A 13,866-nucleotide genomic window follows, 5' to 3' on the forward strand; every position below is an offset into this window, starting at 1 on the left:
TGTTGTTTACGGTTGGCGATTGCGCAAATGCGCGCTGAATGCCGTTGAATCCATAAACCCGGTTACACGCTGTTCTGGCTGCTCTTCCCCTTGTTCATTGAAGAATAAAATGGTTGGCAGCCCGAGTACGTTAAGGTGCTTAAGCAGAGTCTTATCCTGCTCATTGTTGGCCGTGACGTTTGCCTGAAGCAACACCGTCTCTTTCAGGGCGCTTTGTACCTGAGGATCGCTAAAGGTGTATTTTTCAAACTCTTTGCAGGCAACACACCAGTCAGCATAGAGATCGAGCATCACCGGTTTACCTTTTGCCTGAGCCAGGGCGCTATTGAGCTCATCGACATTGTTAATGCGGGTGAAGTCCAGATGCGCCTGCGTCTGACCCACCGGCGTGCCAAATGCCCAGTCCTGCAGCGGACGCACGCTGACCAGTGCAGCCGCCAGCAGCAGGATTTGCACAAGGCGCATCCATGGCTTTTTCGCCCCCAGGCTGACGATAAATGCCCAGGAGAAGAATGCGACGCCAAGCATCGCCCACAGACGCCTTCCCCACTCGTCTCCGATGATGCGCTCCAGCAGGAACACCGGTAGCGCCAGAATGACAAAACCAAACGCGGTTTTCACCGTCTCCATCCACGGTCCGCTTTTCGGCAGCAGACGATTACCAAAGACCGTCACAAGAATGAGCGGCAGACCCATCCCCAGCGCATAAAGATACAGCGTTCCGCCACCGAGCCACATATTGCCGCTCTGGGCGATGTACAGCAGGATGGCGCTGAGCGGCGCAGTGGTGCAGGGTGAACAGATTAGCCCGGCAATTGCACCCATTGCGAACACGCCGCCTGCAGCTCCTCCCTGCTGACGATTACTCATCAGCGTTAAGCGGGTTTGCAGCGAAGAGGGCAGTTGCAGAGTGAACAGGCCAAACATCGACAGCGCCAAAAGAATAAAGACAACTGACAGACCAATAAGCACGTAAGGATGCTGAAGCGCTGCCTGGAATTGCAATCCAGCGGCGGCGACCACGAGGCCGAGCGCCGTGTAGGTTAATGCCATGCCCTGGACATAAATAAAAGCCAGCAGCAGCGCCCGGGCGGTGGAAAGCCGTTGCTTACCGCCTAGCACAATCCCGGAGATCAGCGGGTACATGGGCAGTACACACGGCGTAAAGGCAATGCCAATACCAATCAGTAGCGCCCAAAACGCTGAGAAGGGAAGATCTGAAGTGGCTTCGCCTTCTCCCTTCACCCTGGCCCTCTCCCCTGGGGGGAGAGGGGAGGCAGCGGCTTTAACTTCAGTAAGCGGAACGACCTTCGTTTCAGGAGGATAGCAGAAGCCCGCGTCGGCACAGCCCTGATACGTCACCGTCAGCGTGGCGCCTTTATCCGCCTGATTCACCGTGACGGGGACGTTTAAGCGCTGACGATAGATTTCACTCTTACCGTAGAACTCGTCCTCGTGCCACTCGCCCGCGGGCATCTGCAATGCGCCGACGTTAGCCTTTGCGGACGTGATACTGACCTGTTTGCGGTAAAGGTAGTAACCCTCTCTCACCTGCCAGGTCAGATTGAGATCGTGCTGGTTCTGCTGAAAATCGAAAACAAACGCCTGGTCGGCAGGAATAAAGTTTGAACGGCCGGGTGCGTCAAACAACCCGGCAAATACTGATGTGCTGCACAGCAGCAGGATCAGCGTAAGGAAGCGTTGAGCCATGTGAGATAGTCGTTATCGCCATGGAGCACTGGCAGCACCAGCAGCTCTGGAGTTTGGTAAGGATGATGAGACTTGAGGCAGTCGAGGAGCGCCTGCTGGTTCGCCCGGTTGGTTTTTAGCAACATCTGGACTTCGTACTCCTGCTCCAGTTTGCCTTCCCAGTAATAAAGGGAGGTTGCGCCGGGGAGGAGCGTTACGCAGGCTGCCCATTTTTCGGCCAGCACTTTGGCGGCGAGATCCTGGGCAGAGGCTTCATCAGGGGCGGTACACAGTACGACAACGGCATCAGGCGTGTTCACAAGTCGACCTCCTCATCACGAAAGTCTTCACTATATCACGCAAGACGATTGGTCATTAATGAATCGGGCCGCAGTGCGGCCCGATTTTAACTATTTTTACAACGGCTGAAGGTTTACAGCACAATGCCACCGATGATAAAGCCGAGGATGACGCAAAGCGTAATTGCTACCACGCCCGGGATCAGAAACGCGTGGTTAAACACGTATTTACCGATACGGGTAGAGCCAGTGTCATCCATTTCAACCGCTGCCAGCAGGGTTGGGTAGGTTGGCAGAACGAACAGTGCGGAAACGGCTGCGAAAGAGGCAATCGCCGTCAGCGGCGTTACGCCTAACATGAGTGCCGCAGGCATCAGCGCTTTGGTGGTTGCTGCCTGGGAGTAAAGCAGGGTCGCAGCAAAGAACAGCACGACCGCCAGCAGCCACGGGTAGTTGTGCAGCAGGTCGCCGGCTACGGTCTGGATATCGCTGATGTGCGCCTTCACGAAGGTGTCGCCGAGCCATGCCACACCCAGTACACACACGCAGGCACTCATACCGGATTTAAAGGTACTGGCGTTCAGCACTTCGCTGGTGTCGATTTTACAGGTGATACTAATCAGCGTCGCGATAGTCAGCATGAACACCACAATCGCTTCGTTACGCGGCAGAACCGGGTTCTGAATCAGCCCCACGGTGTCACTGATGGCGGTTGCGTAGAACATCACTGCGACGATACCAATCAGGAAAAGCAGTACGGAGCGCTTTGCGTGCGGCTTCAGTTCGAAGACCTGGCTACCGCGCAGTCTCACTTCACCTTTTGCCAGACGCTCCTGGTAAACCGGATCGTCTTTCAGTTCGGCACCGAGGAAGTTACACAGCACGGCAGTAATCATGACCGCAATCAGCGTCACCGGAATACAGATCGCCAGCAGCGTCAGGTAGCTCACGCCCATCGGCTCAAGGATACCGGCGAAGAAGACCACGGCGGCAGAGATCGGCGACGCGGTGATGGCAATCTGAGACGCAACGACGGCAATAGAGAGGGGACGAGACGGGCGAATCCCCTGTTCTTTTGCCACTTCGGTAATCACCGGCAGCGTGGAGAACGCCGTGTGGCCAGTTCCCGCGAGAATGGTCATAAACCAGGTGACCAGCGGGGCAAGGAAGGTAATGTATTTAGGATGGCGGCGCAGCATACGCTCCGCCAGACTCACCAGGTAGTCCATACCGCCTGCCACCTGCATAGCGGCGATAGCGGCAATAACTGCCATGATGATTTCGATAACGTCAAAGGGGATTGCGCCGGGTTTAATCTGAAAGATAAGGGTAAGAACGAGCACCCCGAGACCGCCGGCAAAACCGATGCCGATACCCCCGAGTCTTGCTCCCAAATAAATCGCCAACAAGACGATGACGAGTTCTGCTCCAAACATAAGGACCTGCCTTGCTTATTAACAAGTTGATATTGAATTGTTGTATTTTGGTAACGCCTAAAAAGAAAAAAGGCACGTCACAAGTGACGTGCCTTTAAAAGCCTAGCCTGAACGGTTACTGTTCGCTTTCATCGGTATATCGTTTCGCTTTATATGCCGGGTGCATCAGGTTCTGGGCGGAGAAGATATCGTCCAGCTCAGCCTCGGTCAACAGTCCGCGCTCCAGCACCACTTCACGCACGCTCTTACCGGTTTCGGCACAAATCTTACCGACGATGTCACCGTTATGGTGACCGATGAACGGGTTGAGGTAGGTGACGATCCCGATAGAGTTGTAAACGTAGCCTTCACACACTTCTTTATTTGCGGTAATGCCGTTAATGCATTTTTCCAGCAGGTTGTAGCAGGCGTTAGTCAGGATGTGGATAGATTCGAACATCGCCTGGCCAATCACGGGCTCCATTACGTTCAGCTGCAGCTGACCGGCCTCGGAGGCCATCGTCACGGTAGTGTCGTTACCGATGACTTTGAAGCAAACCTGATTCACCACTTCTGGCACGACCGGGTTCACCTTAGCTGGCATGATGGACGAACCCGCCTGCAGCTCTGGCAGGTTGATTTCGTTCAGGCCAGCGCGCGGGCCGGAAGAGAGCAGGCGCAGGTCATTACAGATTTTGGACAGTTTCACCGCCAGACGTTTCAGTGCGCTGTGTACCATCACGTACGCGCCGCAGTCGGAGGTGGCTTCAATCAGGTCTTCCGCAGGCACGACCGGCAGGTTGGATACTTCAGCCAGCTTCTGAACCGCCAGCTGCTGATAGCCATCCGGGGTGTTCAGACGCGTACCGATGGCGGTTGCGCCCAGGTTCACTTCCAGCAGCAGCTCAGAGGTGCGCAGCAGGTTTTTGGTCTCTTCATTCAGCAGCACGTTAAATGCGTGGAATTCCTGGCCCAGCGTCATTGGCACTGCGTCCTGTAACTGGGTACGACCCATTTTCAGGATATCCTGGAACTCAACCGCTTTACGCTGGAAGCCATCGCCCAGTTGGTTGATGGCGTCCACCAGTTTCACCACGGAGGCATACACCGCGATACGGAAGCCGGTTGGGTAGGCGTCGTTGGTGGACTGGCATTTGTTAACGTGGTCGTTCGGGTTCAGGTACTGGTATTCACCTTTCTGATGACCCATCAGCTCCAGGCCGATGTTTGCCAGTACTTCGTTGGTATTCATGTTGACGGAGGTACCCGCGCCGCCCTGATAGACGTCAACCGGGAACTGGTCCATGCATTTGCCGTTGTTCAGCACTTCATCGCAGGCAGCGATAATCGCATTTGCCGCGCTTTTAGGAATGGTTTGCAGCTCTTTGTTGGCCAGCGCTGCGGCTTTCTTCACCATCACCATGCCACGGACAAACTCAGGGATGTCGCTGATTTTGCTGTTGCTGATGTAGAAGTTTTCAATCGCTCTCAGAGTGTGAACACCATAGTAGGCATCCGCTGGAACTTCCCTGGTACCCAACAAGTCTTCTTCGATACGAATGTTGTTTAACATGTGAACCTTCTTTTCAAGCTGCCGATGGATTGTACTAAACACACAGTATATATGTGGTTTTGAATATTTTCTGACCGACGATTATTCCCTCAATCAGCCAGATGCTCGAGATCATATGCTGATGATAGCGAATTGCCGTAAGCTGGATCACTTATTATCGAGCCGATTCCATGATAATTATTAATCTGTGAAATGTGTCACCGCTTTAATATTTCCAGAAAAAATATCCGTGCAAACCGATTGAATTTTCGCTAACTGCCACCATTTCATACAAACGCGCGTCGCGAACACATTCAGACAGGGGCCTGACGGCACCTGCCCTACAGGAGATGCCAGTGCGCTGGATACCATTTATTGCTTTCTTTCTCTATGTTTACATTGAGATTTCCATTTTTATCCAGGTTGCCCATGTACTGGGCGTCCTGCTGACGCTGGTTCTGGTGATTTTCACCTCCGTCATCGGCATGTCGCTGGTGCGTAACCAGGGTTTCAAAAATTTCCTGATAATGCAGCAGAAGATGGCTGCAGGCGAAAGCCCGGCAGAAGAGATGATCAAAAGCGTGTCGCTGATTATCGCGGGTCTGCTGCTTATTCTGCCTGGCTTCTTTACCGACTTCCTCGGCCTTTTGCTGCTTCTGCCGCCAGTGCAAAAACACCTGACCATGAAGCTGCTGCCGCATCTGCGTTTTAGCCGTATGCCGGGCGGTGGCTTCAGTACGGGCCCGGGCGATACGTTTGAAGGGGAGTATCAGCGTAAGGATGAACAGCACGACCGTTTAGACCACAAAGACGATCGGTGATTTTTTTGCCCGGTGGCGCATCGCTCACCGGGCCTGCGGGTTTTGCCGCTTCGGTAAAAACAGCCACAGCCCTGCCAGCATGACGATGGCATACACACTCTTCCATCCCACCATTGCCAGCAACAGCAGGCAAAGCACACCCCCGACGACCGCCAGTGCTTTATAACGGCCTTCCAGCAGACGACAGCCCGCCAGCATGCACAGCAGATAGATCATAATGAAAATGCCGTTGGCGTAGACGATCAGGGCATCCAGATTGATTTTCAGTACGTAAATACCCAGCGTACTCAACACGCAGCAGCCCAGCACGGTATTCAGTGCATTCACCGGAAGTTGACGTTTGGACAACTGCGCAAGACGGCTTTCAGGATTATAAAGCGCCTGCGACCACACCAGACGGGCAAAGCTCTGGATATAAATATTCAGGCTGGCAAAACAGGCGAGATAGCCAATCATACACGCGACCCACAGCGCTTTTACGCCAAACAGCTGTACCACTATGCCAGGCAGTGACGCGGCAGCCGCTTTATCCGCACCGAATGCGTTGAAGTGCAATACCAGCACGGTGCAGGCCCAGTAAACTGTTCCCGCCAGCAGCAGGCCAATCATCAGCGCGCGCGGAAAATCGCGCTCAGGCTGCTTAAATTCAGAGGCCAGATGGGCGAACGCTTCGAGACCCACAAAACACCAGAACATAACGGCAAGGGCGGCGAAAAGCTGTGAATGGTCAATGTTTGTCGCTGCCGGGAAGGGAATGTCCTTAATTGTGATATCGCCCGCCCACCAGACAGCAGCAACGAGCGCAACAATCAGTACCGCAACCAGCGTCTGCAGGTTTGCACTTGAGCTGGCGCCGCGTGAGCCCACCCACCAGACGATGGCCAGCGTACCCAGTTCAGCCAGCAGGAGCTGCTCGTTATGCCAGCCAAACAGCGCCTGTCCAAAGCCGGTTGCAATATGCAATGCCGCAGGAAGACCCACCGGGATCACCGAGAGAAACAGCCAGCCGGTAACACGCTTCAGTCGCGGGCCAAAAGCCAGCCCGACAAAGTGCGCCACACCGCCTGCGTCAGGGAAGTGCCGCCCGAGGATGGCAAACACAATGGCTATCGGAAACACCAGCACAATCAGCACCGGCCACGCCCACAGGCTGTTATTGCCTGCTACCAGCGCCGCCAGTGCGGGTACGGCAAATACGCCCGTACCTAACAAGGAGGTTGAGAGCAGGCCAACGCCCTGCGCCAGTCCCAACTCCTGTTTAAGTCCACTCATTGACATCGTCCTGCCAATATCAAAAGAGAGGGGATGGTAACACTTTCGCAAATTTTTTTTTCAACTCCCCCTTGAAGGGGGAAAAAGCTATCCCCATCTCTCAGGGCACTAGTCGGAAAACCGCATGCGGGCCGGCGTCATCCATAACTGATAATGACTTTCTCAAAGGAGAGCTATCAATGAGTATTCGTCCGTTACATGATCGTGTGATCGTCAAACGTAAAGAAGTTGAAACCAAGTCTGCTGGCGGCATCGTTCTGACCGGTTCTGCTGCAGCCAAATCAACGCGTGGCGAAATCATCGCTGTCGGTAAGGGCCGCATCCTGGAAAACGGAACTGTGCAGCCGCTGGACGTTAAAGTTGGTGACATCGTAATTTTCAACGATGGCTACGGCGTGAAATCCGAGAAGATCGACAATGAAGAAGTGTTGATCATGTCCGAGAGCGACATTCTGGCAATTGTTGAAGCGTAATTTACGCACGAGAATTTGAGGAAATAAGAACATGGCAGCTAAAGACGTAAAATTCGGTAACGACGCTCGTGTAAAAATGCTCCGCGGCGTAAACGTACTGGCCGATGCAGTTAAAGTGACCCTGGGCCCGAAAGGCCGTAACGTAGTGCTGGATAAATCCTTCGGCGCGCCAACCATCACCAAAGATGGTGTTTCTGTAGCACGTGAAATCGAACTGGAAGACAAGTTCGAAAACATGGGTGCGCAGATGGTGAAAGAAGTTGCCTCTAAAGCGAACGATGCTGCAGGTGACGGTACCACCACCGCGACCGTACTGGCGCAGGCTATCATCACTGAAGGTCTGAAAGCCGTTGCTGCGGGCATGAACCCAATGGATCTGAAACGTGGTATCGACAAAGCTGTCGCTTCCGCTGTTGAAGAGCTGAAAGCGCTGTCCGTACCGTGCTCTGACTCCAAAGCCATTGCTCAGGTAGGTACCATCTCCGCTAACTCCGACGAAACCGTAGGTAAACTGATCGCTGAAGCGATGGACAAAGTCGGTAAAGAAGGCGTTATCACCGTTGAAGACGGTACCGGTCTGGAAGACGAACTGGACGTGGTTGAAGGTATGCAGTTCGACCGCGGCTACCTGTCCCCATACTTCATCAACAAGCCAGAGACTGGCGCTGTTGAGCTGGAAAGCCCGTTCATCCTGCTGGCTGACAAGAAAATCTCCAACATCCGCGAAATGCTGCCAGTGCTGGAAGCCGTTGCGAAAGCAGGCAAACCGCTGGTTATCATCGCTGAAGACGTTGAAGGCGAAGCGCTGGCGACCCTGGTGGTTAACACCATGCGTGGCATCGTGAAAGTGGCTGCGGTTAAAGCACCTGGCTTCGGCGATCGTCGTAAAGCGATGCTGCAGGATATCGCTACCCTGACTGGCGGTACCGTTATCTCTGAAGAGATCGGTATGGAGCTGGAAAAAGCGACCCTGGAAGACCTGGGCCAGGCAAAACGCGTTGTGATCAACAAAGACACCACCACCATCATCGACGGTGTGGGTGAAGAAGCCGCTATTCAGGGCCGTGTTGGTCAGATCCGTAAGCAGATCGAAGAAGCAACCTCTGATTACGACCGTGAAAAACTGCAGGAGCGCGTAGCGAAACTGGCAGGTGGTGTCGCTGTTATCAAAGTCGGTGCTGCGACCGAAGTTGAAATGAAAGAGAAAAAAGCGCGCGTTGACGATGCCCTGCACGCGACCCGTGCTGCGGTAGAAGAAGGCGTGGTTGCTGGTGGTGGCGTTGCGCTGGTGCGTGTTGCCGCTAAACTGGCTGGCCTGACTGCACAGAACGAAGACCAGAACGTGGGTATCAAAGTTGCGCTGCGCGCAATGGAAGCGCCTCTGCGTCAGATCGTTTCTAACGCCGGTGAAGAGCCATCTGTGGTTGCGAACAACGTGAAAGCGGGCGAAGGTAACTACGGTTACAACGCGGCAACTGAAGAATACGGCAACATGATCGACTTCGGTATTCTGGACCCAACTAAAGTTACCCGTTCTGCTCTGCAGTATGCGGCATCTGTAGCTGGCCTGATGATCACCACCGAGTGCATGGTTACTGATATGCCTAAAGGCGACGCGCCTGACTTAGGTGCTGCTGGTATGGGCGGCATGGGTGGTATGGGCGGCATGATGTAATCATGTTGTTCTGAACCTCTCAGAACGAACCCCGGGCAGCGATGCCCGGGGTTTTTTATTGCCTGTCCAGTTGCTACTCAAAGGTGCCTTTCACGCACACAACACCTTCGCGCACCATCTGGCGGCCTTTCGCCCAGACCTCGTGGATTTTTAGATCGTCCGTCAACACCAGGAAATCGGCATCGCATCCGGGCGCGATCCGTCCTTTATGCTCCAGCCCGAGAAACTCCGCCACATTACGCGTAAATGGCAGAAGCGCCTCCTCCAGCGGCAGGTGATAGCGGCTGACCAACTGCTGTAGGGTTTCCGGAAGGGATTCGAATCCTGCCACGCCAATACCTACCAGATTGCCATTTGCGTCAAAATTCGGTTGGCTACCGTTACCGTCCGAGCTGAGCGTGAGACGGTTAAACGGCACCTGCGCTTCGCGGGCTGTCGCAATGGCGGTGGCGGCATCAATGGGTTCGCTGATGCTGGTGGTGATATCGATATAACCCCCTTCGCGAGCATAGTTTAGCGCGGCGAGGAAGAGCGCCTCACCGCGGTTAACGTGGGTGGGCAGCAGCTTCGTGCGGGGAACGTCAGCGTTATTCAGAATGTTAAGGAGCGGCTCCAGCAGCTTCGGGCTGTTGCCGAGGTGAAAAACGGAAATCCCCGCTTTGGCACCCAATAGCCCGCCGACGCGTGACTGGGCGGCCATGCTGGCGAGCCGATCGTCCGCTGGCGCGGAAGAGCGATGATCGGAAATCGCGCATTTCACACCAATGATTTTGTCGATCAGCGCCACATCTTTTTCAATACTGCCGGTAATCGTCGGAGAAGGCAGTCCGTACGCGCCCGTCAGCATCCACGCGCTGATCCCTTCATGCTCAAGCGCGCGTGTTTTTGCCAGCAGTGATTCAGGGTGTCGGGTGACGCCGTCGGTGCCCAGCAGGCCAACCACGGAGGTGATACCTGCTGCTACCAGCGCAGACAGCCGCACCTCCGGCGTGCGGGTGTGGGGCCCCGCTTCACCGCCGCCACCGATGAGATGCACATGCTGATCGATAAATCCCGGGCAAATCACCGCTCCAGCGAGATCGGTTTCAGGACACGCCATCCGCGTTGTTGCATGCCCCGCTTTTTCGATCGCAACAATTTTTCCCCCAGCGATCAGCAGATCGCAATGTCCCCGATCCTCCGGGGCGTAGAGATGTGCGTTGCGGAAAAGATGGGGTTCCAGCACTGAAAAATCCATTTTTATCTCCTCAGAAGAGTAGCTGCATCACCCACATTGAGAGCAGGGCGTTAATGACGCAAACCGTAATAATGTGCGGGTAATATTTCGGATTCACGCCTGCGGTACCCAGGCAGCGGCCGGTATTTTGCACCGGATTGCCCATCAAATAGATGGCGGGCAGCAGGATGGTGGCATCGTGACCGTTGAGTGAGCCGGCGGCGACCAGACTGGCGCAGACCCCCACGCCGCCGCCCATACTCATCACCGAGGCCAGAAGGACCGTTGCCGCCGCGCCCGGAAGCCCCCAGAGCGCCATGACGGGCTCGCAAACATTGCCCACGATATCCAGCAGGCCCGTCACCTTCAGCGCCTGAATAATGACAAATGCCATGACCACGTTTGGCAGCAGGCTGGTGGTCGCGATGGTAAAGCCGCGACGGGCACCATCAATAAACATGTCCATGATATTTTTACGCGGCTGGGCGATCATTTTTTTCCTCCTGAAAACGATGATCTTCCATACGGGCGATCCACAGTCGCAGGAAGTTAGCGCCAACAAATTTGAATACCAGAATGACGGCCAGCGGCGCGATCACCGGGACGGTAATAAACGTGAAAAGCGCGGCGCCGGAAGAAAAATAGTTGGTAATAATGGCGCTTCCGCTGGTCTGGAAGGTAGCGAAAATGGCGCGTTCATGGTCGGTAATTGCTCCGTCGTCGGTCAGCTCTTTGGTCATACCTGCCGCCGCATCGGTGTTTTGCAGGTTGGCGATAAGGGCCAGAGAGCAGATCCCCGGCACGCCAAGCAGCGGACGCAAAATAGGCGTCATCAGCTGTTGTGCGGCACGCAGTCCGCCCAGACCTTCGGTGACGGCAATGATCCCGAGCGATAAAATGACCGAGGGCGCCAGTTCAAGGGCAAATAAAAACCCGTCTTTCGCCCCCGTTCCGCCCGTGCCGCGAAACGTCAGGGCGCCGTTGACCGGTCCAAAGCTACCGTTTAAGACGGTAAAGTCCAGCACGCGCCACCATTCAGTACTTTTGGCGAAAAAACCGGAGAAAAATACGATGGTGAGTACAAACGCCAGATAGCCTACCCATGTCACTTTTTCCTCTCCTGAGGATGATGCACTCATGAAACCCCCTTTTTCATTGCGTACAAAAGTTGTACGTCGCACCACTACATACGATCGAGGGCTAAAACACGATATCCCAAAGGCTATTATCAGAATTCATTTAAGATGTCGGAGGAGTGCCAGGCGGAATCTGGCTCGCAGAAATGCTCGGCATTTTTCTTTTGGTCATCTTTTAGGTATAAGATTTAGACACGGACAACTACTGTCCAGCTTATTGAAAACGAGGAATAACATGCGCGTAAAAGTCTGTGCAGGGATTGTAGGGGCAGCATTGCTGCTGGCGGGTTGTAGCTCCAGCAATGAGCTGTCGGCGGCGGGCCAGGGTGTTCGCTTTGTGGAAGATAAGCCGGGTAGCGAATGCCAGCTGTTAGGCACGGCCACGGGCGAGCAAAGCAACTGGATGTCGGGACAGCATGGTGAAGAGGGCGGCTCTATGCGCGGTGCGGCGAATGCCCTGCGTAACCAGGCTGCGGCGATGGGCGGCAATGTGATTTACGGCGTGAGTAGCCCAACGCAGGGAATGCTCTCCAGCTTCGTGCCAACCGCCAGCCAGATGAGCGGCCAGGTCTACAAGTGCCCGAACTGAGTTAACGCGGTGATGGCGCTGCGCCCGGACCCTGTAGGGCAGGTAAGCGTAGCGCCACCTGCCTTTTAGTGCTGCCGCAGCTGCAAATCCAGCGGCGTCTTACTTGGCTCTCCGCCAATTTCGCGCGCCAGCTTGGGTACCATATAACCTGAAACCAGCGTTAACAGCTCGCGCATAATCTGTCGGGCTTCTTCATCGGTCACCATGAAGTGCGCCGCACCCTGCACGCGGTCCAGCACATGCAGGTAATAGGGCAAGACACCCGCATCAAACAGGGCGTTGCTGAGGTCGGCCAGCACGCGGGCGCTATCATTTACCCCACGCAGCAGCACGCTCTGGTTTAGTAGCGTGACCCCCACTTTACGCAGGCACGCCATGGCCGCGCGAAATGCATCGTCAATTTCATTCGCGTGGTTAATATGGTTCACCAGCAGCACCTGCAAGCGGGATTGCGCCAGGCGCGACACCAGTCCGTCAGTAATGCGTGCCGGAATGACAATCGGTAAACGGCTGTGAATACGCAGACGTTTGATGTGCGGGATGGCCTCAAGCTGGGTTAATAGCCAGTCCAGCTCATGATCTTTTGCCATCAGCGGGTCACCGCCGGAAAAAATAATCTCATCCAGCTCTGAATGGGCGGCGATATAGTCCAGCGCGACCTGCCAGTTGCGCTTATTTCCCTGGTTTTCGGCGTAAGGGAAGTGCCGACGGAAGCAATAACGGCAATTTACCGCGCAGCCGCCTTTGACCAGCAGCAGGGCGCGGTTGAGATACTTATGCAGTAAACCCGGTACCACACTGTTCTGCTCTTCCAGGGGATCGGTGCTGTACCCTGGTGCAGTAATGAACTCATCCTGCAAGGTAATGGTTTGTTTTAAAAGCGGATCGTCAGGATTGCCTTTCTCCATGCGCGCAACAAACGCGCGTGGAACGCGCAGGGCGAAAAGGCGCTTTGCCTCGCGGCCCGCAAGCAACTCTGGGTGCTGATCGAGGTCTAAAAGACGCAGCAATTCATCAGGACTGGTGATTACATCGGCAAGTTGCGATAACCAATCTTCTCTGGACGGGGTGTTTAGGGTTACAATATGCGCCATTTTGTGGCTTAGCTACCAGTTAACAAATTTAGAGGGCCTTATGGCAACGTACTATAGCAACGATTTTCGTGCTGGTCTTAAAATCATGATGGACGGCGAACCGTACGCGGTTGAAGCCAGCGAATTCGTTAAACCAGGTAAAGGCCAGGCATTCGCACGCGTTAAGCTGCGCCGCCTGCTGACCGGTACCCGCGTTGAGAAAACTTTCAAGTCTACCGACTCCGCTGAAGGCGCAGATGTTGTGGATATGAACCTGACTTACCTGTACAACGACGGTGAGTTCTGGCACTTCATGAACAACGAAACCTTCGAGCAGCTGTCTGCTGACGCGAAAGCGATTGGCGATAGCGAAAAATGGCTGCTGGATCAGGCTGAGTGCATCGTGACCCTGTGGAACGGTCAGCCTATCGCTGTTACCCCGCCAAACTTTGTTGAGCTGGAAATCGTTGAAACCGATCCAGGTCTGAAAGGTGACACTGCCGGTACTGGCGGTAAACCAGCGACGCTGTCTACCGGTGCTGTGGTTAAAGTGCCACTGTTCGTACAGACTGGCGAAGTGATCAAAGTGGATACCCGCTCCGGCGAATACGTATCACGCGTGAAGTAATAGTCAGGGCGCAGCGCCCGCTGCGCCT

Annotated in this window: 14 protein-coding genes; 5 read left to right on the top strand and 9 right to left on the bottom strand. The window is 54.7% G+C overall.

From position 1 onward, the window contains the following. Positions 1–6 precede the first annotated feature (6 nt). The 4 genes from ACMGGM_RS15155 to aspA all read right to left on the bottom strand — a co-directional run bounded on the left by ACMGGM_RS15155 (position 7) and on the right by aspA (position 4,976). On the bottom strand, positions 7–1,710 hold the full coding sequence (locus tag ACMGGM_RS15155) for a protein-disulfide reductase DsbD (protein WP_063943817.1): 1,704 nt from the start codon (positions 1,708–1,710) through the stop codon (positions 7–9). Beyond that, a complete protein-coding gene (cutA, locus tag ACMGGM_RS15160; RefSeq protein ID WP_014882197.1) occupies positions 1,686–2,009 on the bottom strand; it encodes a divalent cation tolerance protein CutA in 324 nt (107 codons plus the stop codon). Before cutA ends, ACMGGM_RS15155 begins: the two co-directional genes overlap by 25 nt. Positions 2,010–2,122: 113 nt before the next feature. Then, entirely contained in the window at positions 2,123–3,424 is a 1,302-nt protein-coding gene (locus ACMGGM_RS15165) for an anaerobic C4-dicarboxylate transporter (protein ID WP_023331834.1), read from the bottom strand. Between the two features lie 115 nt (positions 3,425–3,539). Beyond that, positions 3,540–4,976: an aspartate ammonia-lyase gene (gene aspA, locus ACMGGM_RS15170; protein WP_003855923.1), complete on the bottom strand. Its 1,437-nt coding sequence runs from the start codon at positions 4,974–4,976 to the stop codon at positions 3,540–3,542. A 335-nt stretch (positions 4,977–5,311) separates the two neighbouring features. Here aspA and ACMGGM_RS15175 point away from each other — a divergent pair, with 335 nt between their 5' ends. Next, positions 5,312–5,776, top strand: a complete 465-nt coding sequence (locus ACMGGM_RS15175) for an FxsA family protein (RefSeq protein ID WP_014882199.1) — start codon at positions 5,312–5,314, stop codon at positions 5,774–5,776. A 24-nt stretch (positions 5,777–5,800) separates the two neighbouring features. Here the strand turns inward: ACMGGM_RS15175 and yjeH are convergent, their stop codons facing one another. Beyond that, positions 5,801–7,048 (bottom strand): L-methionine/branched-chain amino acid transporter, encoded by a 1,248-nt coding sequence (yjeH, locus tag ACMGGM_RS15180; protein ID WP_032637712.1) that lies wholly within the window; start codon positions 7,046–7,048, stop codon positions 5,801–5,803. A gap of 179 nt (positions 7,049–7,227) precedes the next feature. Between yjeH and ACMGGM_RS15185 the strand changes: the two genes are divergently transcribed. Then, positions 7,228–7,521: a co-chaperone GroES gene (locus ACMGGM_RS15185; RefSeq protein WP_003855929.1), complete on the top strand. Its 294-nt coding sequence runs from the start codon at positions 7,228–7,230 to the stop codon at positions 7,519–7,521. A 31-nt stretch (positions 7,522–7,552) separates the two neighbouring features. Continuing rightward, on the top strand, positions 7,553–9,196 hold the full coding sequence (gene groL / locus ACMGGM_RS15190; RefSeq protein ID WP_014882201.1) for a chaperonin GroEL: 1,644 nt from the start codon (positions 7,553–7,555) through the stop codon (positions 9,194–9,196). Positions 9,197–9,269: 73 nt separating this feature from the next. Here the strand turns inward: groL and iadA are convergent, their stop codons facing one another. The 3 genes from iadA to ACMGGM_RS15205 are packed head-to-tail and all read right to left on the bottom strand — an operon-like array spanning position 9,270 to position 11,551. Further along, positions 9,270–10,433 carry a beta-aspartyl-peptidase gene (gene iadA / locus ACMGGM_RS15195; protein ID WP_063943819.1) on the bottom strand — a complete coding sequence of 388 codons (1,164 nt, stop codon included), beginning with the start codon at positions 10,431–10,433 and terminating at the stop codon, positions 9,270–9,272. A 10-nt stretch (positions 10,434–10,443) separates the two neighbouring features. Further along, positions 10,444–10,905, bottom strand: a complete 462-nt coding sequence (locus ACMGGM_RS15200) for a YjiG family protein (protein WP_014882203.1) — start codon at positions 10,903–10,905, stop codon at positions 10,444–10,446. Beyond that, positions 10,886–11,551, bottom strand: coding sequence for a nucleoside recognition domain-containing protein (locus ACMGGM_RS15205; protein WP_063943821.1), 666 nt, complete (start codon positions 11,549–11,551; stop codon positions 10,886–10,888). The genes ACMGGM_RS15200 and ACMGGM_RS15205 overlap by 20 nt, the downstream gene beginning before the upstream one ends. A 232-nt stretch (positions 11,552–11,783) precedes the next feature. On the opposite strand from ACMGGM_RS15205, the gene ACMGGM_RS15210 reads away from it, so the two are divergent. Next, on the top strand, positions 11,784–12,137 hold the full coding sequence (locus tag ACMGGM_RS15210) for a DUF4156 domain-containing protein (RefSeq protein WP_014882205.1): 354 nt from the start codon (positions 11,784–11,786) through the stop codon (positions 12,135–12,137). 65 nt (positions 12,138–12,202) lie between these two features. Here ACMGGM_RS15210 and epmB read toward each other — a convergent pair whose 3' ends face one another. Next, a complete protein-coding gene (gene epmB / locus ACMGGM_RS15215; RefSeq protein ID WP_063943823.1) occupies positions 12,203–13,231 on the bottom strand; it encodes an EF-P beta-lysylation protein EpmB in 1,029 nt (342 codons plus the stop codon). A gap of 40 nt (positions 13,232–13,271) precedes the next feature. On the opposite strand from epmB, the gene efp reads away from it, so the two are divergent. Further along, a complete protein-coding gene (efp, locus tag ACMGGM_RS15220) occupies positions 13,272–13,838 on the top strand; it encodes an elongation factor P (protein ID WP_014882207.1) in 567 nt (188 codons plus the stop codon). Positions 13,839–13,866 lie beyond the last annotated feature (28 nt).

The sequence above is a fragment of the Enterobacter sp. BNK-14 genome, from assembly GCF_047456095.1.
Taxonomy (GTDB): Bacteria; Pseudomonadota; Gammaproteobacteria; order Enterobacterales; family Enterobacteriaceae; genus Enterobacter; species Enterobacter kobei.

Coding starts and splice junctions, on each gene's coding strand:
- ACMGGM_RS15155 (WP_063943817.1), bottom strand. CDS start 1,710: ATGGCTCAACGCTTCCTTACGCTGATCCTGCTGCTGTGCAGCACATCA.
- ACMGGM_RS15165 (WP_023331834.1), bottom strand. CDS start 3,424: ATGTTTGGAGCAGAACTCGTCATCGTCTTGTTGGCGATTTATTTGGGA.
- aspA (WP_003855923.1), bottom strand. CDS start 4,976: ATGTTAAACAACATTCGTATCGAAGAAGACTTGTTGGGTACCAGGGAA.
- yjeH (WP_032637712.1), bottom strand. CDS start 7,048: ATGAGTGGACTTAAACAGGAGTTGGGACTGGCGCAGGGCGTTGGCCTG.
- ACMGGM_RS15185 (WP_003855929.1), top strand. CDS start 7,228: ATGAGTATTCGTCCGTTACATGATCGTGTGATCGTCAAACGTAAAGAA.
- groL (WP_014882201.1), top strand. CDS start 7,553: ATGGCAGCTAAAGACGTAAAATTCGGTAACGACGCTCGTGTAAAAATG.
- iadA (WP_063943819.1), bottom strand. CDS start 10,433: ATGGATTTTTCAGTGCTGGAACCCCATCTTTTCCGCAACGCACATCTC.
- ACMGGM_RS15200 (WP_014882203.1), bottom strand. CDS start 10,905: ATGATCGCCCAGCCGCGTAAAAATATCATGGACATGTTTATTGATGGT.
- ACMGGM_RS15205 (WP_063943821.1), bottom strand. CDS start 11,551: ATGAGTGCATCATCCTCAGGAGAGGAAAAAGTGACATGGGTAGGCTAT.
- ACMGGM_RS15210 (WP_014882205.1), top strand. CDS start 11,784: ATGCGCGTAAAAGTCTGTGCAGGGATTGTAGGGGCAGCATTGCTGCTG.
- epmB (WP_063943823.1), bottom strand. CDS start 13,231: ATGGCGCATATTGTAACCCTAAACACCCCGTCCAGAGAAGATTGGTTA.
- efp (WP_014882207.1), top strand. CDS start 13,272: ATGGCAACGTACTATAGCAACGATTTTCGTGCTGGTCTTAAAATCATG.